Here is a 25,066-nt window from a genome sequence, read left to right as displayed (position 1 = left end):
ATGATTGCCCAGATGGTGAAATTGGTAGACACGCCAGCTTCAGGTGCTGGTGACCGCAAGGTCGTGGAAGTTCGAGTCTTCTTCTGGGCACCAATTCAAACTCAAGGTTTCGACCTTGAATTTCACAGAAACCCGCGAAAGCGGGTTTTTGCGTTTCTGGCTTTCGAAAACCCCAAGCCAATACTTCCCTGTGGCGAGGGAGCTTCGTCCCGCTGGAGTGCGAAGCGCTCCTCATCATTCCAACAGTTACACCGCACTCTCAGGGTTTACGACTGCTTCGCAGCCGAGCGGGAGCAAGCTCCCTCGCCACAAAACTCGCCCCCGCCCTTCTAGCAAACACTCCTCAGACCCGAAAGACGCACATGAGAAACAATATCGTTTATCATTGTTGCAAGTTATTGCAATGCGACAGTGAGGAACCCTGCGAATGATGTTTCGAAATACCCTGCGCCGCGGCCTGAGCATTACCCTCCTCGGCCTGGCTCTCGCCTCCCCCCTCACCCAAGCCGCCGAACCAGTTTCCCTGACGCTCTACAACGGCCAACACAAAGAGGTCGGCGACGCCGTTGCCAAAGCCTTCGAGGCCAAGACCGGGATTCACGTCAATGTACGCAAAGGCAGCAGCAACCAGCTCGCCAGCCAGATCGTCGAAGAAGGCGACCGCTCTCCCGCAGACGTGATCTACACCGAAGAATCGCCGCCCCTGAACAAACTCGGCGAGCAAGGCCTGCTGGCCAAGGCTGACGATGCCACTTTGGCGGTTTTGCCCAAGGAATACGTGGCCGGCAATGGCACCTGGATCGGCGTCACTGCCCGGGTTCGCGTCGTTGCGTTCAACCCCAAGTTGATCGATGAAAAAGACCTGCCGACATCTGTGATGGAATTCTCCGATCCGAAATGGCAAGGCAAGGTCGGCTTCGTTCCCACCAGCGGTGCCTTCCAGGAGCAAGCGGTAGCGATCATCAAGGTGCACGGCATGGACGCAGCCGAAGAGTGGCTGACCGGTCTGCGCGCCTTCGGCAAGACCTACAGCAATAATATGGTCGCACTCAAAGCGGTGGAGAACGGCGAAGTGGCCACCGTGCTGGTGAACAACTATTACTGGTTCGCCTTGCAACGAGAAAAAGGCCAGCTCGATTCGAAACTGCATTACTTCACCGGCGGCGACGTCGGCGGACTGATCACCGTATCCAGCGCGGCCGTCATCAAATCCAGCAAACATCCAAAAGAAGCCCAACAATTGCTCGCCTACATGGCCAGCGAAGAAGGCCAGCGCGTGATCACTCAGACCACTGCCGAGTACCCGCTGCATAAAGGCATGGAATCGGATCGCGGCCTCAAGCCGTTCAGCGAACTGCAAGCGCCGAAAGTCACCCCTGCCGACCTGGGCAACGCCGAAGAAGCCCTGGATCTGGAACGTGATGTTGGCCTGAACTGATGAGCGCGTCACTATCCGCCCTCGCCCTACGCAGCGTTTATGTGCCACGGCGCAAGCGACCGTCGATCTGGCTGTTGCTGCCGGTTTTGCTGCTGGTTGTGCTCAGCCTGCTGCCATTGGCCTATGTGGGACTCAAGGCTTGGCAAGCAGGCTGGGCCGAGGCGCTGCATCTGCTGTGGCGGCCGTATGTATTCGGTCTGTTGCGCAACACCCTGGCACTGATGGTCGGCGTGACGCTGGCTTGCGGCCTGATCGGTCTGTCGCTGGCATGGTTGCTGGAACGCAGCAATCTGCCAGGGCGACGGCTATGGGGCGTGATCCTGTGCCTGCCGTTCGCCGTTCCGGCCTTTGTCAGCAGCTTCACCTGGGTGTCTCTGAGCGCTCACTTCGAAGGGCTGGGCGGGGCGATTCTGGTGATGACGCTTTCCAAATACCCGCTGATTTTCCTTCCCGTTGCAGCGACCCTGCGCAATCTCGATCCCTCGCTGGAGGAGTCCGCCCGCACGCTGGGGCAGAATCGCTGGGGCGTATTTTTCAAGATCACCCTACCCCTGCTCTGGCCGTCACTGGTCGCTGGCGCCTTATTGATCGCATTGCACATGCTGGTGGAATTTGGCGCGTTGTCGATTATCGGCCTGCAAACCTTCACCACTGCAATCTATCAACAGTTCGAGTTGGAGTTCAGCAATGCCAACGCGGCGATGCTCTCCGCCGTACTGCTGATCCTCTGCCTGGCGCTGTTATGGCTGGAGCTGCGCGTGCGCGGCAAAGGTCGACACGTGCGCACCGGCCAGGGTGCGGCGCGACGCGCTGAACAGGTTCGACTGGGGCCTTGGGCTGTGGCAGGCCAGCTTTATTGCCTGCTGCTGGCAATCGTCGGCAGCGGGATTCCGCTGGGCATGTTGGCTTACTGGTTGGCAGTCGGATCGTCGGCAGCCTTTCCAATGGCAGCCATCGGCGAAGCATTGCTGTCATCTCTCGCGCTGTCGCTGGGTGGCGCTGCGTTTTGCCTGGTGCTGGCGGTGCCGGTCGGCCTGCTGGTCGTACGCCATAAAGGCCAACTGGCGATCTGGGCCGAGCGCTTGCCATATCTGCTGCACGCCCTGCCGGGATTGGTCATCGCCCTGACCCTGGTGTATTTCGCCCTGCACTATGTGCCGATGCTGTACCAGACTTCGGCATTGCTGTTGATTGCCTATGCGCTGCTGTTTCTACCGTTGGCTCAGGCGCCGATCCGCACCGCCCTGAACAAGGCGGCACCGCAGCTGGAAGAGGCGGCGCGCACGCTTGGAGCTTCGTCATTCAGTGCGTTCTGTCGAGTGACACTGCCGATCATTTTTCCGGCGCTGGGTGCGGCGTTTGCGTTGGTGTTTCTTGATGCGATGAAGGAACTGACGGCGACCTTGCTGTTGAGTCCGACGGGGCTGAATACACTGGCGACGGAAGTCTGGGCGCATACCGCAAATGTGGAATTTGCCGCGGCGGCGCCTTATGCGGCGTTATTGATATTAGTGTCGGGGTTGCCGGTCTATCTGCTGACGACCCGGATGTATCTGAGTCGTTAAGACCGCCATCGCGAGCAGGCTCGCTCCCACAGGGAAACGCATTCCAATGTGGGAGCGAGCCTGCTCGCGATGACGCCAGACCATTCAACACAAACCCTAAGCCCTGAACTGTCCCAGGCTCGCCTTCAATTGTGCAGCCAACCCATCCAGCACCTTGCCGCTGGCGGTGGTTTCCACCACCGCCTGAGCCGCTTTCTCAGCCTGCGCATGAATCGTCTCGACCCGACCGCGCACTGCCTGCGCGCCCTTGGCCTGATGCGCTGCCGCCTGGGTTGCCAGACCGATCGCCGCATGCACCTGTTCCACCGAGGCCTGCACCGATTGCTGCAACCGCGCACTGTCGCGCAATACCAGTAGACCTTCATTGGCCTGACGCCCGGCCTGACCGATTGCCGCCACCGCTTCGCGCGCGCCCTGCTGCAACGCCACGATGTGTGCCTGGATATCGCCGGTGGAGCTTTGCGTCTTGCTCGCCAGTGCCCGCACCTCGTCAGCCACCACCGCAAAACCGCGCCCGGTCTCGCCGGCTCGCGCCGCTTCAATGGCAGCGTTCAATGCCAGCAGATTGGTTTGCTCGGCAATTCCGTGAATCACCGTCAACACCACTTCAATCTGCTCACTCTGCTGCGCCAGCCGTTCGATCACCTGTGCACCGGTATTGACCTGCCCGGCCAACTCCTCGATCAGGCTGCCGACCCTTGCCGACGTCCGAGTGTTTTCGTCGGTTGCCTGACGAATATCCACAACCTGTTTCAATGCCGCTTGCATGGCGTGGCTTTCCGACTGGGCTTCGTCAGCCATTTGCGACAAGGCCCGCAGACTTTCCGCGACCTCATCGCGCTGCATGCCCGCCGCCGCGTCGGCTCCGGCGTTGCGCAAGGTCATGGCACCGATTTCCACGCCGGTACGCTGAGCGACATCACCCGCTTCGCGCACGATTGGCTGCAACTTATCCACAAAGCGATTGACCGCCGAGGCCATGTCGCCGATTTCGTCCTTGCTGTTGATCTGCACACGCTTGGTCAGATCTCCTTCGCCCGCCGCCAGGTCATCCATGGCCACAATCAGCATTTTCAGGCGATTGACCACTCGACGCCCCAACACAACGGCCAGCAACAGCAAAACGCCAAACCCGACCACCGCAAGGCTCACCCCGATGCGCCAGCGCAAGGTCGACGCAGCTTCCTGCACAGTACTGGTGGTATTGGCTTTCATTTCCGAGGCCGTGGACTGCGCCGACTGCAAACGCGATCGCATGGCCGTCGCACTGTCGGCCGCCGCGCCTTTGAGGCTGTCGCCTACCAGCTGATCACCGCTGGCAATCAAAGCCGTGAAGCGTTTATCCAGCGCCGCCAGATCGGCCTCCACCGAGGCGGTCGAGACGCCCATCAGGACCTTGCCGATTTCAACGCCGTTAGGATTGATCGAGGCTTCGATGTAGAACACCGAAGGATCGTTCTTTGCCGCATCCAGCACCTTGTCCAGCGCACGCTCGCCCTGACCCTTTTCCAGCAGCGCCTTGTTGATCGGGTTCTCGCGGTTGAGGTAGCGCGTCAGGTGCTGGCCCGTGGCGTCGTCATACACCACGAACAACACGTTGGGATTGCGCTGGGCACGACGGGCGAACTCAGACAGGGTAGGCACATCGTTGTCCCACATCGCACGAGGCGCGACGGAAGCCAACAACTGCGCCATGTCGCTGGCGGAGTCCTTCAGGTCCTTTTCCAGCGTCGCACGCAACTGCGCCTGTTCGTCCTTCAATCGCGCGGACAAACCAGCGGTGAGGCGTTGACGCGTACTGGTGGAAAGGCTGTCCAGGCTCGACGTGACTTCACGCCCGGCCTGCTCCAGTTCAGCGGACAGTTTTTGACTGTCTGCACCCAATCGCACTCCGAGATCGGCTTCCAGCGCGGTTACCGTGCTCCGGGTAAGAGCAACGGCTACCAGCACCTGCACCAAAAGAGCGATACCAAGGGTAACGAACACAGGCCGCAACAAACGGCTTTGTAACAGTGAGAGAACGGCCGACACTTGAAATCCCTCTGCATAAGCGCCATTAAATTGATGGCACGCCGGAAGTGACGTTTTAAGCAAAGCTAATAGCAAAGGTCATGCCGTCCAACAGGCATAAACGACAAAGGCCCCTATTAAGGGGCCTTTGTGTTTTACATCAACGACTTATCAAGCGAACGGATGGCGCAGAACGATGGTTTCGTTGCGGTCCGGACCCGTCGAAATAATGTCGATCGGCGCGCCGATCAGCTCTTCAACGCGTTTGATGTAAGCGCGGGCGTTAGCTGGCAGCTCTTCCAGGGTTTTGGCACCCACAGTCGATTCGGTCCAGCCCGGCACTTCTTCGTAAACAGGCTGCAGGCCTACGTAGCTGTCAGCATCGGTCGGGGCAACGGCATTACCTTGCGCATCCTTGTAGCCGACGCAGATGTTGATGGTTTCCAGACCGTCGAGCACGTCCAGCTTGGTCAGGCAGATGCCCGAGATGCTGTTCACATCGATAGCGCGACGCAGGATGACAGCGTCGAACCAGCCGCAACGACGGGCACGGCCGGTGGTTGCACCGAACTCGTGACCTTGTTTGGCCAGGTGCGCGCCGACTTCGTCGAACAGCTCAGTCGGGAATGGACCCGAACCTACACGCGTGGTGTAAGCCTTGGTGATGCCCAGGATGTAGTCCAGGAACATCGGGCCAACACCCGAACCGGTAGCAACGCCGCCAGCGGTGGTGTTGGAGCTGGTCACGTACGGGTAGGTACCGTGGTCGATGTCCAGCAGGGAGCCTTGGGCGCCTTCGAACATGATGTCTTTGCCAGCGCGACGCAGGTCGTGCAGCTCGGCAGTCACATCCAGCATCAGCGGCTTGAGCAGCTCAGCGTATTCGTTGCATTCGGCCAGGGTCTTGTCGAAGTCGATGGCCGGCTCTTTGTAGTAACCCACCAGCATGAAGTTGTGGTAATCCACCAGTTCACGCAGCTTGTCTTCAAAGCGCGGCATGTTGAGCAGGTCGCCCACACGCAGGCCGCGACGTGCAACCTTGTCTTCGTAGGCCGGGCCGATGCCGCGACCGGTAGTGCCGATCTTCAGCTCGCCACGGGCCTTTTCACGGGCCTGGTCCAGCGCAACGTGGAAGGACAGGATCAGCGGGCAGGAAGGGCTGATGCGCAGGCGCTCACGCACCGGTACGCCTTTCTCTTCCAGCTTGTTGATTTCCCGCAGCAGGGCGTCAGGTGCAACCACCACGCCATTACCGATCAGGCACTGCACGCCTTCGCGCAGTACGCCCGACGGAATCAGGTGCAAGACAGTTTTTTCACCGTCGATCACCAGCGTGTGGCCAGCGTTGTGGCCACCCTGGTAGCGCACTACGGCGGCAGCATGTTCGGTCAGCAGATCAACGATCTTGCCTTTGCCCTCATCACCCCATTGGGTGCCCAGGACTACGACATTCTTACCCATAACACTTGTCCTCATTCGCGCAAACTTGGTGCCGGCGGCGGCCGGCAGGAAAACTCAAGAAGCCAGTGGCGATACTTGCCAAAGCCCGTTCTGCTGAATCAATTGCCGGTCGCAGTCCGCTTCACGGGCGGCGGCCAAAGGTTGTCCAGGCAAGGCCTGAACGACACGCTGACCCTCACTGCGCAACTGGCAAACCTGCTGCCAGAGTGCCGCATCCGTACTGTCAGGCATCCAGATACCGCCAGACGGTAGCTCGATCTCAGCACGCCCCAGGGTCACCAGGGTTTTCAAATCGGTGGAGAAGCCGGTTGCCGGGCGGGCACGACCGAAGTCGGCGCCGATGTCGTCGTAACGACCACCCTGAGCGATGGATTGACCAACACCCGGTACGAATACAGCGAACACCACACCGGTGTGGTAGTGGTAGCCGCGCAGTTCGCCCAGATCGAAATACAGCGGCAGCTCCGGGAAGCGCGCGGACAGACGCTCGGCGATCGCCAGCAAGTCATCCAGTGCAGCCAGAACCGGGGCCGGGGCCTTGGCCAGACGCTCACGCGCCGCCGCCAGGACTTCACGGCCGCCACACAGGTCGACCAACGCCCGCAGCATGCCCGACAGATCGGCAGGCAAGCCTTCGGTCAAGGTAATAACCTCGTCGATGGCCTTGCGTTGCAGCGCATCGAACAACTGCTGCTCAACTTCGCCCGACAAACCGGCGGCGCGCGCCAGGCCGCGGTAAATACCGACATGCCCCAGGTCCATGTGCACATCCGGCACATCCGCCAGTTGCAGCATGGCCAGCATCAAACTGATGACTTCGACATCACTGCTTGGGCTACCGTCGCCGTACAACTCGGCACCCAGTTGAATCGGGCTGCGCGAGGACGACAAGGCGCGCGGCTTCGCATGCAGCACGCTGCCGGCATAGCAGAGACGGTTCGGACCTTCGCGTCGCAGGGTGTGCGCATCGATGCGCGCCACCTGTGGCGTGATGTCGGCCCGGAAACCCATCTGACGACCCGACTGAGGATCGATCACCTTGAAGGTACGCAGGTCCAGATCCTGGCCCGCGCCGGTCAGCAAGGATTCCAGGTACTCGATATGGGGAGTCACGACAAACTCGTAACCCCAGCTCTGGAACAGATCCAACACCTGACGACGCGCGACTTCAATACGCGCAGCTTCCGGTGGCAGTACTTCTTCGATGCCATCTGGCAGCAGCCAGCGGTCTACCGTTGCCATTACGCCAATCCCCTATGATCCGGGCAGCCAGCCTTTGGGCGAGCCTTGAGTGAAGCAGAAAATGACCGGCCCAGCGCAAACCACGCGCATGAGCGACGTGGCGAAAAGCCTGAAACGGGCTTCGCCGACCACTTTCCTCGTAAAACCTTTCGAGCCATAGCGCTCGGGCACCTGCATAAAACAGCAATCAAACATGCAGACGCAAAAAAGCCGGGAATTTCCCGGCTGCCGCATCATACACACGTTTTCCCAAAGGATCACCCCGCCAGAGGTTTTAGCCGCCCGGCGGAGGATGATTCAGGTCAGCGTCGTATCAAGGCTTGGCTTTTTCCAGGTAATGGAAGAAGTCGCTGCTTGGGTCAAGAACCATGACGTCAGATTTGTTCGCGAAGCTTTCACGGTAGGCACGCAGGCTACGGTAGAACGCGTAGAACTCCTGATCCTGACCGTAGGCCTTGGAGTAGATCGAAGCGGCCTGGGCATCGCCATCACCACGAATCTCTTCAGATTCACGATAGGCTTCCGCCAACAACACGCGGCGCTGACGATCGGCATCGGCACGAATGCCTTCAGCCAGCTCGTTACCCTTGGCGCGGTGCTCGCGAGCTTCACGCTCACGCTCGGTGCTCATACGCTCGAACACACTGCGGTTCACTTCTTTCGGCAGGTCGATGGTTTTGACCCGGACATCCACAACTTCGATGCCCAGCTCTTTTTCAGCCATCTTGTTCAACGACGCCGTGATATCCGCCATCAGTGCATCACGCTCACCCGACACGACTTCGTGCAAGGTGCGCTTGCCGAACTGGTCACGCAGCCCGGATTCGAGACGACGGGACAGACGTTCGTCGGCGATCTGCTTGAGGCCGGAAGTCGCGGTGTAGAAACGCTCGGCGTCCTTCACGCGCCACTTGGCGTAGGCATCGACCATCACGGCTTTCTTCTCCAGCGTCAGGAAGCGCTGTGTCGGTGCATCGAGCGTCATCAGGCGTGCGTCGAATTTGCGCACCTGGTTAACGTAAGGCACTTTCACATGCAGGCCTGGCTGAACATCGGTCTGGACCACGCGACCGAACTGCAGCAACACCGCACGCTCGGTCTGAGCCACGATGTAGAAGCAGTTCCAGGCAGCGATCGCCACGACGACGCCGACAATAAGGGCGATCAGCGATTTATTGCTCATCAGCGACTCTCCCTGGTACGTGCTTGCTGTTGCTGCAGATCAGCTGCCGCACGCGCATTCGCTTCATTGCTGCTGGCAGCGGCGCCGGTCACCGGAGTGCTGGTGCTGCGACCACTTTCGACCATCTTGTCCAGAGGCAGGTAAAGCAGGTTGCTCTGGCCATTCTTGTTGCCGGTCACGAGAACCTTGCTGGTATTGCTGAAGACTTCCTGCATGGTGTCCAGATACAGACGCTGGCGGGTAACTTCAGGTGCCTTGCGATACTCGGCGACCAGTTTGGTGAAGCGATCGGCCTCACCCTTGGCACGCGAGACGGTTTCGTCACGGTAGCCATTGGCGTCTTCGAGAATGCGCTGGGCCTGACCACGGGCTTCCGGCACGACGCCGTTGGCATAGGTTTCGGCCTGGTTACGCGAACGCTGCTCGTCTTCACGGGCGCGGATCACGTCATCGAAGGCTTCCTGGACTTCACGCGGTGCCGCTGCGCTCTGTACGTTGACCTGGGTGACCGTGATGCCGGTGCGATACGTATCCATGAAGCGTTGCAGACGCTCCTTGATCTCGCTGGCCATCAATTCACGACCTTCGGTCAGCACCTGGTCCATCGCGGTGGAACCCACCACATGGCGCAGTGCGCTGTCGGTCGCGTGCTGCAGGCTGACTTCCGGCTGATCGACGCTCAGCACGAAGTCCTGCAGGTTGCTGATCTTGTACTGCACGGTCAGCGGCACTTCGACGATGTTCTCGTCTTCGGTCAGCATCTGGCCCTGCTTGGTGTACGCACGCTCACGCGTTACGTTTTCCATGTACTTCTTGTCGATCGGCGGGAAGTAGATGTTCAGACCCGGGCCGACCGTTTCGTAGTACTTGCCGAAGCGCAGCACCACGGCTTGCTCCTGCTCGTCGACGACATAGACCGCGCTGTACAGCCATACGGCCGCCAGAACGACCAGGCCGATGCCGAGCAGGCCGCCGAAGCCGCCACTCTTGCCCGAACCACCACCGTCGTCACCCCGTTTCTTACCACCACCGAACAACCCGTTCAGGCTTTCCTGCAGCTTTCGGAAGGCCTCGTCGAGATCCGGTGGTCCCTTGCGGTCGCCGTTATTGCGACGCTTGCCACCCCAAGGATCCTGATTATTCGAGTTGCCACCCGGCTCATTCCAAGCCATAGCGCTCTCCATCTGATAAAGCAAAGACGCACCCACGGCGCGCCGACCAATGCTACAGAATGCCTGTCACCACGGCACAACCGCTTTCTCAGGCTTTTATTGCAAAGTGTGTTGCTCGATGAACTCCACCGGTTGCAAACCCTCACGACTCACCAGCCGATTCAACTCGGATCGTGGCAAGCGAACGGCCAACAAACTGATGCCTTCGTCATCGTGTTCTTCCTTTTGTACCGCACCGAGTTCAAAAAACTGCGCACGCAGTCGGGCGAATCGTTGCGGCAAGCGCAAGGTGCCAACAAACAAATCACTGCCAAGCAACTCGGCAATGGCTTGCTCAAGCAATTCCAGGCCAGTGCCATCACGCGCCGACAGCCAGACCCGCTGGGGCTTGCCGTTTTCGTCACGCTGGATTTGTGGCTCAACGCCTTCAAGCAAATCGAGTTTGTTATAGACCTCGAGGATCGGCAAGTCCTGGGCGCCAATCTCGCCCAGCACCACCATCACCTGCTCGATCTGCAACATGCGATCCGGTTCGGCCGCATCGATCACGTGCAACAACAGATCGGAATTGCTCGACTCTTCGAGGGTAGACCGAAATGCCTCGACCAGCTTGTGGGGCAAGTGGCGAATGAAACCTACGGTGTCCGCCAGGACAATCGGCCCCAGGTCGTCCAGATCCAGACGGCGCAGGGTCGGGTCCAGCGTGGCGAACAATTGGTCAGCCGCGTAAACGTCGGATTTCGTGACGTTATTGAACAGCGTGGATTTACCGGCGTTGGTATATCCCACCAGCGATACGGTAGGGATATCCGCACGCATGCGACCACGTCGCGACTGTTCGCGCTGGCTGCGCACCTTCTCCAGCCGGCCCTTGATCTGTCGCAGGCGAACCCGCAGCAATCGACGGTCGGTTTCGAGTTGGGTTTCACCCGGCCCACGCATGCCGATACCGCCACCCTGACGCTCAAGGTGGGTCCAGCCGCGAACCAGCCGGGTGCTCATGTGGTCAAGCTGGGCCAGTTCGACCTGGAGCTTGCCTTCATGGGTACGGGCGCGCTGGGCGAAAATATCGAGAATCAGACCGGTGCGGTCGATCACGCGACACTCGAAAACACGTTCGAGGTTACGTTCCTGGCTGGGCGTGAGGACGTGATTGAAAATCACCAGATCGGCTTCTTCGGCTTTTACCAGGTCGCGCAATTCCTCGACCTTGCCGCTGCCAATCAGGAATTTGGCGGTTGGCCGATGACGCGGCACGTTAAAAAACGCAACGGTCTCGGCGCCGGCCGAATTAGCCAATTCCTGAAACTCCTGCGGATCTTCGCGCGCCTCAGGGTCCTGTCCATCCAAGTGAACGAGGATGACTCGCTCACCACCACCGTGGCGCTCAAAGAACAAAGGAGACTCCTATCAGGCGTTACCTGGCTCAGCGTCACCTGCTTCGGATTCGGTTGCGCTAGGCAGACGAATTGGACGAACCGGCACCACTGTAGAGATAGCGTGTTTGTAAACCATTTGGCTGACGGTGTTTTTCAGCAGGATGACGAACTGGTCGAACGACTCGATCGTGCCTTGCAGTTTGATACCGTTGACCAGGTAGATGGACACCCCAACTTTCTCTTTACGTAAAGTATTCAAGTAAGGGTCTTGTAGCGAATGCCCTTTTGACATGTGCCGCACTCCTTTAAGGATTCAATATAAAAAATAGGTAAACAGATGGCTTTGGCCGTCACACCCCCAAGGATAGACGGCAATTGCAAGGACTCAGCTCAATATGGAGATGGTCCCCAGGTATTTCAAGGCGCGCGGCAGATTGTCGCAATCCAGGCTGTCCAGCCAGTGTAAATCAGCCCAACTGCGCAGCCATGTGAACTGGCGTTTCGCCAACTGGCGCGTGGCAATGATTCCACGCTCCTGCATCTCGGCTGACGTCAGCTTGCCATCCAGGTAGTCCCAGACCTGGCGGTAGCCTACTGCACGTATAGACGGCAACCCGGCATGCAGGTCACTTCTCTTGCGCAGGGCTACGACCTCGTCAATGAATCCCTGTTCCAACATTAAAGTGAATCTTTGTTTAATTCGCTCGTGCAGTACCTGACGATTTGCCGGAGCAATGGCCAAGTTCGCGACAGTATAGGGCAATTGTTGCCGTCCCGAAGCGGCTGCTTCAGTACTTTGCGTAGATTGTTGCAAGCGTAGTGCAGTCATGCTTTGACCGCTCACGCGATAAACTTCCAGTGCTCGACTCAGGCGCTGCGGATCGTTCGGATGAATCCGCGCCGCGGAGACCGGGTCAATCACCGCCAACTGGTCGTGCAGGGCTTGCCAGCCAAGGCGTGCAGCCTCTTCCTCGATTTGCGCGCGCACGTAGGGATCAGCCGCCGGCATTTCTGCCAGCCCTTCGAGCAAAGCCTTGTAGTAGAGCATCGTGCCGCCTACCAACAGCGGAATTTTTCCCCGCGCAGTGATATCGGCCATGGCTTCGAGGGCGTCACGGCGAAAATCCGCGGCCGAATAGCGCTCGGCCGGGTCGAGAATATCGATCAAACGGTGCGGAAACTCTGCCAACAGCTCTTTCGACGGCTTGGCGGTGCCGATGTCCATGCCACGATAGACCAGCGCCGAATCGACGCTGATCAGTTCGCAAGGCAGGACCTTGGTGAGTTCGATGGCCAGGTCGGTCTTGCCGGCGGCGGTCGGGCCCATCAGGAAAATCGCAGGTGGGAGCTGGCTCATCAACGACCGCGCAAGAACAGTTTGTCCAGATCGTCCAGGCCCAGTTGGGTCCAGGTCGGTCGGCCATGGTTGCATTGACCGCTGCGTTCGGTGTTTTCCATGTCACGCAGCAGACCGTTCATTTCCGGCAGGGCCAGACGCCGATTCGCACGAACCGCGCCATGACAAGCCATGGTCCCCAGCAGTTCGTTGATGTGCGCCTGAATGCGATCGCTGGTGCCGTACTCCATCAGGTCAGCCAATACATCAGCGACCAGGCGGTTGGCTTCCGCCTGCTTGAGCAGTGCCGGAATCTGCCGAATGGCCAGGGTTTCCGGGCCAAGACGCTGCAATTCAAAGCCCAGACGCTGGAACCAGGCGACATGTTCTTCAGCACAATCGGCTTCACGCTGGCTGACTGCCAGCGATTCCGGCACCAGCAGCGGTTGGCCGCTCAGGCCTTCGCTGGCCATCGCAACCTTCAAGCGCTCGTACATGATCCGTTCGTGAGCGGCATGCATGTCCACCAGCACCAGGCCTTGGGCATTTTCCGAAAGAATGTAGATGCCCTTAAGCTGCGCCAGCGCGTAACCCAACGGCGGAATATCATCCTGCCCCGCGGGCAGCGCGACGGCATTGGCCTCAGGCAGCGGAGCGAAAAATTCGCGATAGGCCGCTTGCGCTTCAGCCACGGGCACACCGGACTGTGGACGTGGCGTGTATTGATACTGGTAACCGGCGCCAGCGCCTGAACCGGCAGGCGTATTGAACGAAGGCTGAGCCTGCGGTTGCTCCAGCAGTGCATTGGCGGCCAGGCGCATTTCGCCCTGGGGACCGAATTCTCCGGCATCCAGACCGGTCGGCCGGACGATGGCCGTCGCCACCGGCGCCGCCAGATGATCGTCCGGCCGCACATCGCCCAAGGCGCGGTGCAAAGTACCGTAGAGGAAATCGTGGACCATGCGCCCTTCGCGGAAACGCACTTCGTGTTTGGTCGGGTGCACGTTGACGTCGACACCTGTCGGGTCAACCTCGAAAAACAGCACGAATGTCGGATGCCGGCCGTTGAACAGCACGTCGCGATAAGCCTGGCGCACCGCGTGAGCCACCAGTTTGTCGCGCACCGCACGACCGTTGACGAAGAAATACTGCAAATCCGCCTGGCTACGGTTGAAGGTCGGCAAACCGACCCAGCCCCACAGGTGCAGACCATTGCGCTCGATTTCGATCGGCAGCGCCTGCTCCAGGAACCCCGGCCCGCAGATGGCCGCCACGCGCCGGGCACGGGCCGCGTCATCGTGGGCCTCATGCAGGCTGAGAATGGTTTTACCGTTGTGCCGCAAATGGAACGCCACGTCGAAACGCGCCAGTGCCAGACGCCTGATCACTTCTTGCAGGTGATCGAACTCGGTTTTTTCGGTTTTGAGAAACTTGCGCCGCGCCGGGGTGTTGAAAAACAGGTCGCGCACTTCCACTGAGGTGCCCACTGGATGAGCGGCGGGCTGCACGCGAGGCGCCATGTCGCGGCCTTCGGTTTCCACCTGCCAGGCCTGATCGGCATCGCGGGTGCGGGACGTCAGGGTCAGGCGCGCCACGGAGCTGATCGACGCCAGTGCCTCACCACGAAAGCCCAGGCTCATCACCTGCTCGAGGTCTTCCAGGTTGCGAATCTTGCTGGTGGCGTGACGCGCCAGCGCCAGCGGCAGGTCGTCGGCGGAAATCCCGCTGCCGTCGTCGCGCACCCGCAGCAGTTTGACGCCGCCCTGTTCGACATCGACATCGATTCGTTTGGCGCCGGAGTCGAGGCTGTTTTCCAGCAGCTCCTTGATCACCGACGCCGGACGCTCCACCACCTCACCGGCGGCAATCTGGTTCGCCAGCCGCGGGCTGAGCAGCTCGATGCGAGCGCTATTGTTCACGACCTGGTTCATTCTTTGGCCGCCAGGTCATTGCCCGGAATGGTCAGGTGCTGACCGACCTTCAGCTCATCGTTCGACAGATTGTTCGCACTGCGCACAGCAGCAGGCGACACCTGATAGCGCACGGCGATCATCGCCAGCGTTTCGCCCGGGTTTACCCGGTGATCACGCGGACCTTGAGCGATCTTGCCCGAGTCACGCAGCCAGGCAATGTAAGTGCCCGGTGGCGGATTTTGCTGGAAGAACTGGCGCACGCCGCTGCTGATGGAACGTGCCAGCGCTTGCTGGTGGCTCGATGCCGCGAGTTTCGAGGCTTCGTTGGCGTTGGAGATAAACCCGGTTTCCACCAGGATCGACGGAATGTCCGGCGACTTCAACACCATGAACCCGGCTTGTTCCACGCGTTGTTTGTGCAATGGCGTGACCCGGCCGATGTTGCTCAAGACTTTCTGCCCGACGTTCAGGCTGGACGTCAGGGAAGCGGTCATCGACAGATCGAGCAGCACGCCGGCAAGCATGCGGTCCTTGTCATCAAGGCTGACGTTGCCGGCACCGCCGATCAGGTCGGAACGGTTTTCGCTGTCTGCCAGCCAACGTGCGGTCTCGGAGGTCGCTCCGCGATCAGACAAAGCGAATACCGATGCACCGAACGCAGCGGCCGAAGGCGCGGCGTCGGCGTGGATCGAAACGAACAGATCGGCGCCCTTCTTGCGGGCGATTTCAGTACGCCCGCGCAAGGGGATGAAATAGTCGCCAGTGCGGGTCAGTTCGGCGCGGAAGCCTTTTATGCCGTTGACCTGGCGTTGGGTTTCGCGGGCAATCTGCAACACCACGTCTTTTTCACGCTGACCGCGAGAGCCGGAAGCCCCCGGGTCTTCGCCACCGTGACCGGCGTCGATCACGACAATGATGTCGCGTTTGCCGGCCGGGGCTGGCGGCAATTTGATTGCAGGCTCGGTCGGCGTGACCGGCACGGCAGGCACCGTGGCGACCGAAGGCGTTGGCGCTGGCGGCGGCGCGGCATCGGCCGGGTTGTCGAACAGGTCGACCACCAGTCGGTTGCCGTACTGGGCATTCGGGGCCAGGGAGAAGCTTTTTGGCGTGACGGCCTTTTTCAGATCGATGACCACCCGCAGGTCGGTCGGCGTACGCTGGGCCGAGCGCATGGCAGTGATCGGCGTATTCGAAGTGTTGACGTTCAGCGGCGCGCCAAGGCTGGCGCCATTGATGTCGATGACCAGGCGATCGGGAGCAGACAGGGTGAAGACGCTGTGCTGTACGGGACCCGTCAGGTCAAACACCAGCCGCGTGTTGTCCGGCGCCCGCCACAGGCGAACACTGTTGACCTTCGATTCGGCCACAGCGTCGACGGTCACCGCCAAAAACAACATCCCTACGGCAGCAACCAACGCGCGAAAGCGCATACCTAACCCCATCATCTATTTGGATTCCAATGCCAAAGCGGCACACCAGGCTTCGCCACGCGAACCCTGGGATAAAATTGTCAGCGAACGTCCGCTGTCTTGCGGGCTAATGGTAATGGTCAGGTCGGGCTTTGGCAAAAAGCCTGCACCTTTATCGGGCCATTCGATCAGACACAGGGCGTCATCTTCGAAGTAGTCGCGGATACCAAGGAATTCCAGCTCTTCGGGGTCGACCAGTCGATACAGGTCGAAATGGAAGGCGCGAATGTCACCGATCTCGTAAGGCTCGACCAGGGTGAACGTCGGACTTTTCACCGCCCCGACATGGCCCAGCCCACGGATGATGCCCCGCGACAGCGTGGTTTTACCCATGCCGAGATTACCCTCGAGAAAAATCAGACCGTGCCCTTTAGTCGTCTGAGCGATACGCGCGCCAAACGCGGTCATCGCTTCTTCATCAGCCAGGTACAGGGTTACTTCAGACACGGTGCTTGCTCCTCCAACAACTGACGAATGGCTGGTATCAGATCACTGGCCGCCAGCCCACGGCCGAATTTACCCTGTTGCGCACCGGCATTGGCGTGCAGCCAGACCGCCAGGCAGGCTGCGTCGAACGCCGCCATGCCCTGAGCCAGCAACGCGCCGACCAGCCCGGCCAGCACATCGCCCAAACCGGCGGTGGCCATTGCCGGGTGCCCCTGATGACACACGGCCAACCGCCCGTCGGGACTGGCGATCAAACTGCCGGCACCCTTGAGCACAACCACGGCTGTATATTTTTTGCTCAACGCGTGGGCTGCTGCAGGACGATCCGACTGAACCTGCGCCGTGCTGATCCCCAACAAGCGGGCCGCCTCACCCGGATGCGGGGTGATGACGCAATCCTTGGGCAACACCACACGCGCCTCGGCCAGCAGGTTCAGCGCATCGGCGTCCCAGACTTGCGGCAATGGAGCGTTGGCGGCGGCGGACAACAAGCTGCGCCCCCAGCCAGCCTGCCCAAGTCCCGGGCCGACAACCAGCACGGAAACTTTTTGAAGCAAACCCATTAACTGATTGGCTGATGAGGCGCCCAAAACCATCGCTTCGGGGATTCTGGCCAGCGCGGCGGGTACATGTTCGCTGCGGGTCGCCACCGAAACCATGCCGGCGCCGCTGCGCAGTGCACTTTGCGCACTCAGCAGGATCGCGCCGCCGAAACCGCGATCACCACCGATCAGCAGCACATGGCCGAACTTGCCTTTATGGGAAGCCGGTGCGCGGGAGGCCAGACGCGGAAGATTGTTGGCTGACAAGCGACGGGCACTGATCGGTGCCCCCTCAAGCAACTGCGGGTCGGCGTGCAGATCATTGAAAACCAGCTCGCCCACCACGTCTGCCGCATCGCCCGTGAACAATCCCAGTTTCAAACCAATGAACGTGACCGTCAGGTCGGCTCGCACTGCATCCCCCAGAATGCGACCGGTATCCGCGCACAACCCGGATGGAATATCCACCGCCACCACGGGCAGCTCGACAGCATTGATCGCACCGATAGCGCTGCGGTATGGCTCGCGCACTTCGCCGGTCAAACCCGTGCCCAGCAACGCATCCAGTACAATGCCGCGCAACTCGGACCCGGCTGCCCAGTGCTCAATGAAGACTTTTTCAGATACAGCCTCGGCATATGCCAATGCCGCATCGCCCTGCAAACGCTGCGGATCGCCCACCGCCAGCACCCGCACGGTCCATCCGGCACGTCGAGCCAGAACCGCCACCAGATAGCCGTCGCCAGCATTATTGCCATGGCCAGCCAATACGCTTAACTCGCTTGCTGCCGGCCATTGGCGGACCATTGCACGCCAGGTGGCCCGGGCCGCGCGCTGCATCAATTCGAAGCCCCTGGTGCCGGCCGCGATCAGGCTCGCATCGAGTGCTCGCACCTGGGCGGCGCTGTACAGCGCGTCGGGTAATTCATCTTTAGTGTGCGGCATGCGTCTTCGGGCTCCGATGTCTGGCAGAATTATACGCACCTCAGCTCCGGTTTCTCTCGCCTCATGCCCGCTATTACTACAGATCTGCCCGCCCTCGCCCAATCCATCAAGGATTGGGGTCGTGAGCTGGGCTTTCAGCAAGTCGGCATCAGTGGCCTCGACCTGGCCGAGCATGAGCAACATCTGCAGCGCTGGCTCGAAGCCGGCTATCACGGCGAAATGGACTACATGGGTGCCCACGGCAGCAAACGTTCGCACCCGGAAGAACTGGTGCCGGGCACTTTGCGCGTGGTGTCGCTGCGCATGGACTACCTGGCCGGCGACACGCAAATGGCGAAAGTGCTGGCCCAACCGGAAAAAGCTTATGTCTCGCGTTATGCCTTGGGCCGCGATTACCACAAATTAATTCGCAAGCGCGTGCAACAACTGGCAGAAAAGATTCAAGCCGTCATCGGCCCCTTCGGCTACCGCGCCTTTGTCGACAGCGCCCCGGTGCTGGAAAAAGCCATCGCGGAGCAAGCCGGCCTGGGCTGGATCGGCAAAAACACCCTGGTCCTGAATCGCAAGGCCGGCAGCTATTTTTTCCTCGCGGAACTGTTCGTCGACTTGCCGCTGCCGGTGGACTCGCCCCACGCCACCGAACACTGCGGCCGCTGCACCGCGTGCCTCGACATCTGCCCGACCAATGCCTTCGTCGGCCCCTATGTGCTGGATGCCCGGCGCTGTATTTCCTACCTGACCATTGAACTCAAGGGTGCGATTGCAGAAGAACTGCGGCCGTTGATCGGCAACCGGGTGTTCGGTTGCGACGACTGCCAGATCGTTTGCCCGTGGAACCGCTTCGCCCGTCCGTCCGGGGAAAGCGACTTCAAGCCACGGCACAACCTGGACAACGCTGAACTGGCCGAATTGTTCATGTGGGACGAGGACAAGTTTCTCAGCAGCACCGAAGGCTCGCCGTTGCGGCGCGCCGGTTACGAAAGTTGGCTGCGCAATCTGGCAGTGGGGCTGGGGAATGCGCCTTCAACGATTCCGGTGCTGGAAGCGTTGAAGGCGCGACGGGAGTATCCGTCGGAAATGGTCAGGGAGCATGTGGAGTGGGCGTTGCGTCAGCACCTCTCTCGCAGCGCTTAGCGTAAACAGAAACCTGCCGGGGCTGTGGCACATCAATCTCCTGCCCTATCCGACGCTTTAAGCACCCTTTTGTGTATGGCTGATCTTGTGAAGCGTCACAACTCGTGTGTCCCTGTTGGCATAGAAAAACAGACGCAGACCGTCATTGAGTCTGATTTCGGTATACCCCGTGAAGTTGATTCCGTTCTTAGTTTTATTTGGATCGAACGGGTCCATCACGCGGTACTTGGTGTTTATGCCGAGGTCCTTAGCGGCGTCTTCCGGCGACCAACCATGGTCCCTTATATTGTTTTTGAACTGGAAGAAACGAGTGAGAGACGACCCCTTCAACTTTTCAAACCCAGGAAGATTGCGCGGCGTCGTATATGTCCACCCTGTAGCAGTCGCCTTTGTGGCCTGGGTGGTTGACCCAGCCCTCTCGATCCCGGCGGATGATCCTGCCTTCGCTCTGCCGCTCATCCCGTTTTTCATCGCCCGTGCGGCCCGTGCGGGGTCACCACTCAACGGTGCCCTGAGCTTTCCAGCGACCTTGCTGGCCCCCTGAAGCGTAGCCCCGGCACCCGCTACAGCAGATGCCACACCCAGCCCCAGACTCACATAGCCAAGGATGTCACCCAACTCCGATTGCGGCGCTACTTCGTGTGCAACTGCACTCGCGATGCCCGTGATTCCCGAAGCCAACGCTAATGTCAGGCTGGCGATCGCCAGCGGTGTGGTGGCGCCAAAGGTCAGGATGCTTGCCGCGATGCTAACTATCGAAAGACCAATCCCCAAACCAGACTGCCAGGAAACGTGTCCGGTCGGATCAACCCGATTGATCGGGTCGCCGAGGCAGTAGGCGTAAGGATTCAGTCCTCCGGCACCAAACGGGCTCAGGTTGTCCGGACTGAGAAAGCGCATCAATGTCGGGCTGTAGGCTCGATACCCGTTGCCCAACAGGTACAGGCCGGTCAGCGGATCGAGTTGCTCACCATTGAACCCTGCCAGGCTGAACACCCCGCCCTCCGCAGGACGAAATCCGTAGGGACTGTAGGCAATTTCGCTACGCTGCGTATCCGATACGATGGTCAATACGCTTTGTTGCAGGTCTGTAACGACCTGCTGAACGCCAACGTCCGATCGCCGCTCACCCAGCAGCAGGCCGGACTGACGCCAACAGGTACGCAAGTCGCTGCCATTGATCTCATTGATGACGCGCCCTTCGTGATAGAAGCGCTGTGCAAGAGTGCCCGCCGGTCCAGATAGCTCAACCAGGCGATCGCGCGCGTCGTAGTGATAATCGCGGATCACAGCGCCTGTCGCGGTGGCGATTCGCGTTAACCGGCCAAGCGGGTCGTAGCTGAGCGAACGCGCCAGGTCATCCTTGATCATTTGGCCGTCGGCGTCATATTCCAGTGTGACGAGGGCGGGATAATCGGTGTGGGAATGGCGCACCTCGATCAGTTGGCTCGGATCAACAGCGCTATAGGTAAACGTCGCCAGGTTGTCGCCACCGGGAAACTCGGTGCGTACAGTGACAATGTTGTCCAGCGCATCGAACACATAGTGCTGACTGACGATCTCTTTGCCATAAGGATCGCGTGGTCGCTGCGATCCGTCACAGGTGTAGCCACTGAGCCGGCCGCGCTGATCGTAAGTGAAGTGCTCGTCGCGCAACACCGTTTCACCGCTGCTGAGCACCTTCTGCGCCAGCTTTCCATCCAGGGAGTAACTCAATGCCTGGGTTTGCGCGGCGATCCCGTCGATCACAAACGTGCGCGATGTTTCTCGCCCCAAATCGTCGTAAGTCAAACGAGTCTCCAGGGAGCGTCCGGTTTGCCTGTCCTGTGAATCTATGCGTTCCAGCAAGCCCAATGCGCCATAGACCAAGTCTGCTTTGAGCGCCCCCTGCTCAAATGATACGGCTCTCCCCCATTCGTCGTAGCCGGTTTTGTGTTGATTGCCCAGCACATCGGTATAGGTCAGGGGTCGCCCGCCGAATGAGTAGGTATAAGAGGCCGTCTGGAGTTGGGCGCCGACAGTGATCTCATTCTTGAGTCGGCCGGAAGGGTAATACTCGAAACGGGTTTCACGCCCCTGCTCTATGCAGCTCGTAGGCTGTCCGTGCGACGGGCTGTAGGTGTAATTGGCGACTGAACCGGTCGCCTTGCGTTGCAGCAATCGCCCACCGAAATCGCGTGCGTAATCAAACTCGACTCGCTCACCACTGGCGCTTTTCTGCCACGTCGGCTGCCCGGAGCCTCCCTCGTAGCCGGCACTGCACGTGCGCCCACCGATGGTGCTTGCAGTCAAACGGCCCAGCCCATCGAACGTTTGCTGCCCAAGGCTTTGACCAGACATTTTCATCCGGGTGGGCAGCGTCTCGGGGCTGTGGATTGCGAACTCGGTTTCCACGACATGTCCGTCCGGCAACTCGCTTCGGCACAGTCTATTGAACACGTCGTAACCAAACGTCGTTCTGTTGCCAACCGCATCCGTCTGACTGACCGCTCGGCCCCATCCGTCATAACCATGAACGATCTTGCCCAGGCTTTGCTCTTTGCGGTCGAAAGCCTCGACAGTGTCCGGTTTTCCGAAATCATTGAAGCGGGTGATGGATTTGCCCATGCCCTCGAACCAATATGTCTCGGTACGTGTAACCGGATCGTAAGTGCGATGCTCTTTGCGCCCGTCAGGATGGATCGTGGTTTTGACCTGCCCCCAGTCATCGTACTCAAAAGTGGTTGTCATCGGCCGGGCGACCTCCTCCCACCAATCGGTGTGCGTTTGCTCTATCAGTCGTCCGAGACCGTCGTGGCGCGCGGCGAAGATAACGCGCGCATGGGCTATGGCTGCTTTGTCAGGGCTATCGCAATCCTGCTCTTCAATCCCGATGATGCGACCGAGTCCGTCGTAGGCAGTCGTTTGTAAAACGCCTGCCAGATCGGTTGAATGCATCGTCGCCGGCGCTTCGTGGCTGGCTGCCTGGTAAACCGTATGGCTCGTCGCTGCATTTGGCGTACCTGCCGATACGGTCGTGCTGAGGATCCGTCCAATGCTGTCGTATTTGAAACGGGTAACGCCATCGTCTTCGCTTCGTTCGGAGCGTTTCATTCCGTTCAGCGCGGAAAATGTCTGCAATGAAGTCGTGCTGGCACCATCAAATCCGACGGTGGTGATACCCAGCGTCAAAATATCCTGAGCAATGCTGTACTGATGTTCGGAACAAGTCTTGAGGCCGTTCATTTCAAGCGTGCGGTGACTCAAGAGTCCATGACGCGTCGAGTCTTGCGGCGTGTCGAAATAAGTCAGAATGCAGCTTGAACGCAACGTTTCACTCTTATCGGCCAGCTCATAAAGCTTTTCCTCAACAGGCAGGATCATGGAGCATTGCGAACCATTGAGGCCCTTGTGGAGCGCGTAGCGAAAACGCGTGACCGTCGTGCTGGCCGCAACATCGCTCGATGCCGGAATAACTGTCCGCTGTTTAACATAACGAATGAAACCTGAAGTGTCGGCTGGGCACCCATCCGCCCCTGTGACCGGATAAAACTCGGAAACAGTGGTCACACCGCTGGGCTCGACCTGCTTGATCAAATTACCGAAACTGTCGAACTCCGTAAGGGTGACTTCGTCGCGAGAATGACCAGTCTTCGAGTTCTTGTAACGTCGCGTCATCGCGCGCGGCAAGCGGAATTGCGGTGGCTGCCCGGCGATGCTCTTTCCGGGCTCCAGAGGGTATTCCATCAGATCTGACGTCACTGCATCAGCGCACGTTGTGGTCTGGGACTGCAGTAGGTGAAATCTGTTGTAGGTCCGTAATGTCGAATGATGAATCTGACCGTCCAGCATCAGGTTTTCAGTCGATGTATAAACATAGTCGGAGGCGGCGGCATCCAGATTGTCACCCTCCTCGGACCAACTGAACTCGCCCCCAAAACCCAAAAAGTTGGCGTCCGAGAACGCATACTCAGTCAGGATGGCTGGCTGACCGTACTGCGGGTATACCTTATGCGAGCTGACGCAGGGCATCGAATGCATAGGCGCCAAGGGTGGAAGCAAATGCCCATCCTCGGTATAGCCGATGACCTCCCGCGCACCCCGCGGTGAATCGACTTGAGTGAGACAACCGAGACCACCAATGATTTCGTATTGCAGCGTCCATTCTTCGCCTGTCGGCAAGCGAATGGTTGAAATGCGTTCGTCTGTCAGAAACAAGGTAATGCGTGTTTCGGCTACTGTACCCGGGTACTGAGTGAGCGCGACCTGATTGTCACTGGCGGCAACTTTCAATAATAAACGTTGCTCGTCTCTCACCTCGCTCAGGACTGGCTGTTCGTTATAAGTGACATATCGGAGGAAGATACTTGCGCCGTTGGCTGCCATGATCTGCACGGGTATGGCACTGCCGCTTTCCTCATGAATTTTCAGGGTTTCCCGTGTCCCGTTTATATTGAATAAATGAAAGTGATCGACATCGGGCCTGGTCACTTTTACAGTATTAAGTTTTTGCTCTGCGAATATCAAGCTCGACTCGAGCTCTGTTGCCTTATAGCGTTCCCCTGTTGACAACGTCATGATTTTGTTCAATGTGTCATAACGAGACAACGCGATTGACCACCCTGTTCCAAAACCGACATTAACCACATTCAACGGATTAAACTGAAGTACGACATCCAACGACAGCCCCATTGCGCTTACAGAGGTTATTTCTCCCAAAGATAATGAAAAGGTGTAAATCCCGGTTCTGGGGTCAACGCCCCCCTGGAGAAAACTGTTGAAATTAAATGCATTGGAGTACAAGGAATTCATTTGCTGAGCTTGCATTAAATTAACCCCGCTCCAAAATGAAGTCAGCCGGCCGCTTATCAAAATCCGGCCGTACTCGCAACTTATGCGCCGTCCCATACACGTCATAAGCGGTAAAATTGAAAGTCTCCTTTCTCACGTAAGTATCGGAAGAAAAAGACTCGCCCACGCCACGAACGATGGACAGTTCACCGTCTCTGTCATTAACCTTTACATAGTAAACTTCGTCGATTCGTTCACCCTTTTCGGGTGGAAGCACCAGGAAGACTTCCTTATCTTTCACCGCCGCCAGTTTACAACTCACATACCAGCGATAGTCATTGTCAATAAACCCGCCATAGGCCTCAAACACACTCCTGGTCAGCCTGTGATGATGACCATCGTCAGCTGCCGACCAGTCCACCAGCCTGAGTTGACGACCTCCTGGATACAAACCCAGATAGCAATGAAAAATTTCGTGGCTCCATCGGCCTTCGCTTCGCACCCGTTCCAACTTGAAATCTTCAATGGCGTACGTGACAGGCGCCTCAGCGACCAGCATGACACTGCTGTCGTGTTTGTCGCCCACCGTTGTGTTATTGGTCCGAATTATTCTGTCGTTCAAAATAACCGCCGCACCTATGTGCACCGTATCCACCACCGATGAAGAGACCCAATACTCAAGCACCGTAATGTCAGGTTCGACACTTTCCAGCGGTGCTGGGGCTGCATCTGAACCCGACATCGCGTACCAAAACTGATTAGGTCGATCGCTGACTTGCCAATTTCCCTGCAACACCTCGCCCGTACGGTAATTGATGAGCCGAACGGTGTGGTAAATCAAGGGAGTCAAGGGCACCGACTTTCCGTCTTTGTCTTTACCCCTGAGCGTAACCAATATTCGGACCTGCATATTTCCATTGGCGTACAGACTCTTTGATTGCGTCGATGACGGCGCATCAAAACTTACATTGAAACGTGTGAAACCTGTTACTTCGGCTACAGAACTCATGCGACTCACTCTACTATTGATTACAGTCACAGCCTCGAACATTGCCTCCAA

Annotated in this window: 17 protein-coding genes and 1 tRNA gene; 4 read left to right on the top strand and 14 right to left on the bottom strand. The window is 58.9% G+C overall.

The features are described from left to right. The first annotated feature begins 6 nt into the window (after positions 1-6). The 3 genes from D8U69_RS07795 to D8U69_RS07785 all read left to right on the top strand — a co-directional run bounded on the left by D8U69_RS07795 (position 7) and on the right by D8U69_RS07785 (position 3,003). Positions 7-93: transfer RNA gene (locus D8U69_RS07795), tRNA-Leu, on the top strand. 334 nt (positions 94-427) lie between these two features. Continuing rightward, a complete protein-coding gene (locus D8U69_RS07790) occupies positions 428-1,438 on the top strand; it encodes an extracellular solute-binding protein (protein WP_056852381.1) in 1,011 nt (336 codons plus the stop codon). Continuing rightward, the gene (locus tag D8U69_RS07785; RefSeq protein WP_056852380.1) at positions 1,438-3,003 is read left to right on the top strand and encodes an iron ABC transporter permease; all 1,566 of its coding nucleotides are present in this window, start codon (positions 1,438-1,440) and stop codon (positions 3,001-3,003) included. The genes D8U69_RS07790 and D8U69_RS07785 overlap by 1 nt, the downstream gene beginning before the upstream one ends. Before the next feature lie 96 nt (positions 3,004-3,099). Here the strand turns inward: D8U69_RS07785 and D8U69_RS07780 are convergent, their stop codons facing one another. The 12 genes from D8U69_RS07780 to D8U69_RS07725 form a co-directional block, all read right to left on the bottom strand. Continuing rightward, complete coding sequence (locus tag D8U69_RS07780; protein WP_130907044.1) at positions 3,100-5,034, bottom strand: methyl-accepting chemotaxis protein; 1,935 nt, start codon at positions 5,032-5,034, stop codon at positions 3,100-3,102. Positions 5,035-5,184: 150 nt separating this feature from the next. Then, positions 5,185-6,474: an adenylosuccinate synthase gene (locus D8U69_RS07775; RefSeq protein ID WP_056852378.1), complete on the bottom strand. Its 1,290-nt coding sequence runs from the start codon at positions 6,472-6,474 to the stop codon at positions 5,185-5,187. A 54-nt stretch (positions 6,475-6,528) separates the two neighbouring features. Beyond that, a complete protein-coding gene (locus D8U69_RS07770; protein WP_130903972.1) occupies positions 6,529-7,716 on the bottom strand; it encodes an ATP phosphoribosyltransferase regulatory subunit in 1,188 nt (395 codons plus the stop codon). A 313-nt stretch (positions 7,717-8,029) separates the two neighbouring features. Beyond that, positions 8,030-8,899, bottom strand: a complete 870-nt coding sequence (gene hflC, locus D8U69_RS07765; RefSeq protein WP_008064109.1) for a protease modulator HflC — start codon at positions 8,897-8,899, stop codon at positions 8,030-8,032. Then, a complete protein-coding gene (hflK, locus tag D8U69_RS07760; protein ID WP_056852376.1) occupies positions 8,899-10,071 on the bottom strand; it encodes an FtsH protease activity modulator HflK in 1,173 nt (390 codons plus the stop codon). Before hflK ends, hflC begins: the two co-directional genes overlap by 1 nt. 96 nt (positions 10,072-10,167) lie before the next feature. After that, positions 10,168-11,469: a ribosome rescue GTPase HflX gene (hflX, locus tag D8U69_RS07755; protein WP_056852375.1), complete on the bottom strand. Its 1,302-nt coding sequence runs from the start codon at positions 11,467-11,469 to the stop codon at positions 10,168-10,170. Between the two features lie 12 nt (positions 11,470-11,481). Continuing rightward, complete coding sequence (gene hfq / locus D8U69_RS07750; protein ID WP_007902656.1) at positions 11,482-11,742, bottom strand: RNA chaperone Hfq; 261 nt, start codon at positions 11,740-11,742, stop codon at positions 11,482-11,484. A 93-nt stretch (positions 11,743-11,835) separates the two neighbouring features. Then, complete coding sequence (gene miaA / locus D8U69_RS07745) at positions 11,836-12,807, bottom strand: tRNA (adenosine(37)-N6)-dimethylallyltransferase MiaA (protein ID WP_130907047.1); 972 nt, start codon at positions 12,805-12,807, stop codon at positions 11,836-11,838. Continuing rightward, positions 12,807-14,705, bottom strand: coding sequence for a DNA mismatch repair endonuclease MutL (gene mutL, locus D8U69_RS07740; protein WP_177434554.1), 1,899 nt, complete (start codon positions 14,703-14,705; stop codon positions 12,807-12,809). Before mutL ends, miaA begins: the two co-directional genes overlap by 1 nt. Positions 14,706-14,713: 8 nt before the next feature. Next, positions 14,714-16,141 (bottom strand): N-acetylmuramoyl-L-alanine amidase, encoded by a 1,428-nt coding sequence (locus D8U69_RS07735; protein WP_201783971.1) that lies wholly within the window; start codon positions 16,139-16,141, stop codon positions 14,714-14,716. A gap of 3 nt (positions 16,142-16,144) precedes the next feature. Next, positions 16,145-16,615, bottom strand: coding sequence for a tRNA (adenosine(37)-N6)-threonylcarbamoyltransferase complex ATPase subunit type 1 TsaE (gene tsaE / locus D8U69_RS07730; RefSeq protein WP_130907042.1), 471 nt, complete (start codon positions 16,613-16,615; stop codon positions 16,145-16,147). Next, positions 16,603-18,102 (bottom strand): NAD(P)H-hydrate dehydratase, encoded by a 1,500-nt coding sequence (locus D8U69_RS07725; RefSeq protein ID WP_130907041.1) that lies wholly within the window; start codon positions 18,100-18,102, stop codon positions 16,603-16,605. The genes tsaE and D8U69_RS07725 overlap by 13 nt, the downstream gene beginning before the upstream one ends. Before the next feature lie 63 nt (positions 18,103-18,165). Here D8U69_RS07725 and queG point away from each other — a divergent pair, with 63 nt between their 5' ends. Further along, positions 18,166-19,236 (top strand): tRNA epoxyqueuosine(34) reductase QueG, encoded by a 1,071-nt coding sequence (gene queG / locus D8U69_RS07720; RefSeq protein WP_056852369.1) that lies wholly within the window; start codon positions 18,166-18,168, stop codon positions 19,234-19,236. Positions 19,237-19,293: 57 nt separating this feature from the next. Here the strand turns inward: queG and D8U69_RS07715 are convergent, their stop codons facing one another. Both D8U69_RS07715 and D8U69_RS07710 read right to left on the bottom strand, forming a co-directional pair. Further along, positions 19,294-24,042 (bottom strand): RHS repeat-associated core domain-containing protein, encoded by a 4,749-nt coding sequence (locus D8U69_RS07715; RefSeq protein WP_130907040.1) that lies wholly within the window; start codon positions 24,040-24,042, stop codon positions 19,294-19,296. 4 nt (positions 24,043-24,046) lie between these two features. Continuing rightward, positions 24,047-25,015, bottom strand: coding sequence for a hypothetical protein (locus D8U69_RS07710; protein ID WP_130907039.1), 969 nt, complete (start codon positions 25,013-25,015; stop codon positions 24,047-24,049). Between the last annotated feature and the right edge of the window lie 51 nt (positions 25,016-25,066).

It is taken from the genome of Pseudomonas sp. Sample_16 (assembly GCF_004307665.1).
Lineage (GTDB): Bacteria > Pseudomonadota > Gammaproteobacteria > Pseudomonadales > Pseudomonadaceae > Aquipseudomonas.
The sequence above is the reverse complement of the archived record's forward strand: the minus strand, read 5'-3'. Positions and strand labels throughout refer to the sequence as shown.

Bases quoted from the DNA above. Each gene is read 5' to 3' on its own strand.
- miaA (WP_130907047.1), bottom strand. From the start codon at position 12,807: ATGAGCCAGCTCCCACCTGCGATTTTCCTGATGGGCCCGACCGCCGCC.
- hflK (WP_056852376.1), bottom strand. From the start codon at position 10,071: ATGGCTTGGAATGAGCCGGGTGGCAACTCGAATAATCAGGATCCTTGG.
- queG (WP_056852369.1), top strand. From the start codon at position 18,166: ATGCCCGCTATTACTACAGATCTGCCCGCCCTCGCCCAATCCATCAAG.
- D8U69_RS07710 (WP_130907039.1), bottom strand. From the start codon at position 25,015: ATGAGTTCTGTAGCCGAAGTAACAGGTTTCACACGTTTCAATGTAAGT.
- D8U69_RS07715 (WP_130907040.1), bottom strand. From the start codon at position 24,042: ATGCAAGCTCAGCAAATGAATTCCTTGTACTCCAATGCATTTAATTTC.
- D8U69_RS07725 (WP_130907041.1), bottom strand. From the start codon at position 18,102: ATGCCGCACACTAAAGATGAATTACCCGACGCGCTGTACAGCGCCGCC.
- D8U69_RS07735 (WP_201783971.1), bottom strand. From the start codon at position 16,141: ATGGGGTTAGGTATGCGCTTTCGCGCGTTGGTTGCTGCCGTAGGGATG.
- hfq (WP_007902656.1), bottom strand. From the start codon at position 11,742: ATGTCAAAAGGGCATTCGCTACAAGACCCTTACTTGAATACTTTACGT.
- D8U69_RS07785 (WP_056852380.1), top strand. From the start codon at position 1,438: ATGAGCGCGTCACTATCCGCCCTCGCCCTACGCAGCGTTTATGTGCCA.
- hflC (WP_008064109.1), bottom strand. From the start codon at position 8,899: ATGAGCAATAAATCGCTGATCGCCCTTATTGTCGGCGTCGTCGTGGCG.
- D8U69_RS07790 (WP_056852381.1), top strand. From the start codon at position 428: ATGATGTTTCGAAATACCCTGCGCCGCGGCCTGAGCATTACCCTCCTC.
- D8U69_RS07770 (WP_130903972.1), bottom strand. From the start codon at position 7,716: ATGGCAACGGTAGACCGCTGGCTGCTGCCAGATGGCATCGAAGAAGTA.
- D8U69_RS07775 (WP_056852378.1), bottom strand. From the start codon at position 6,474: ATGGGTAAGAATGTCGTAGTCCTGGGCACCCAATGGGGTGATGAGGGC.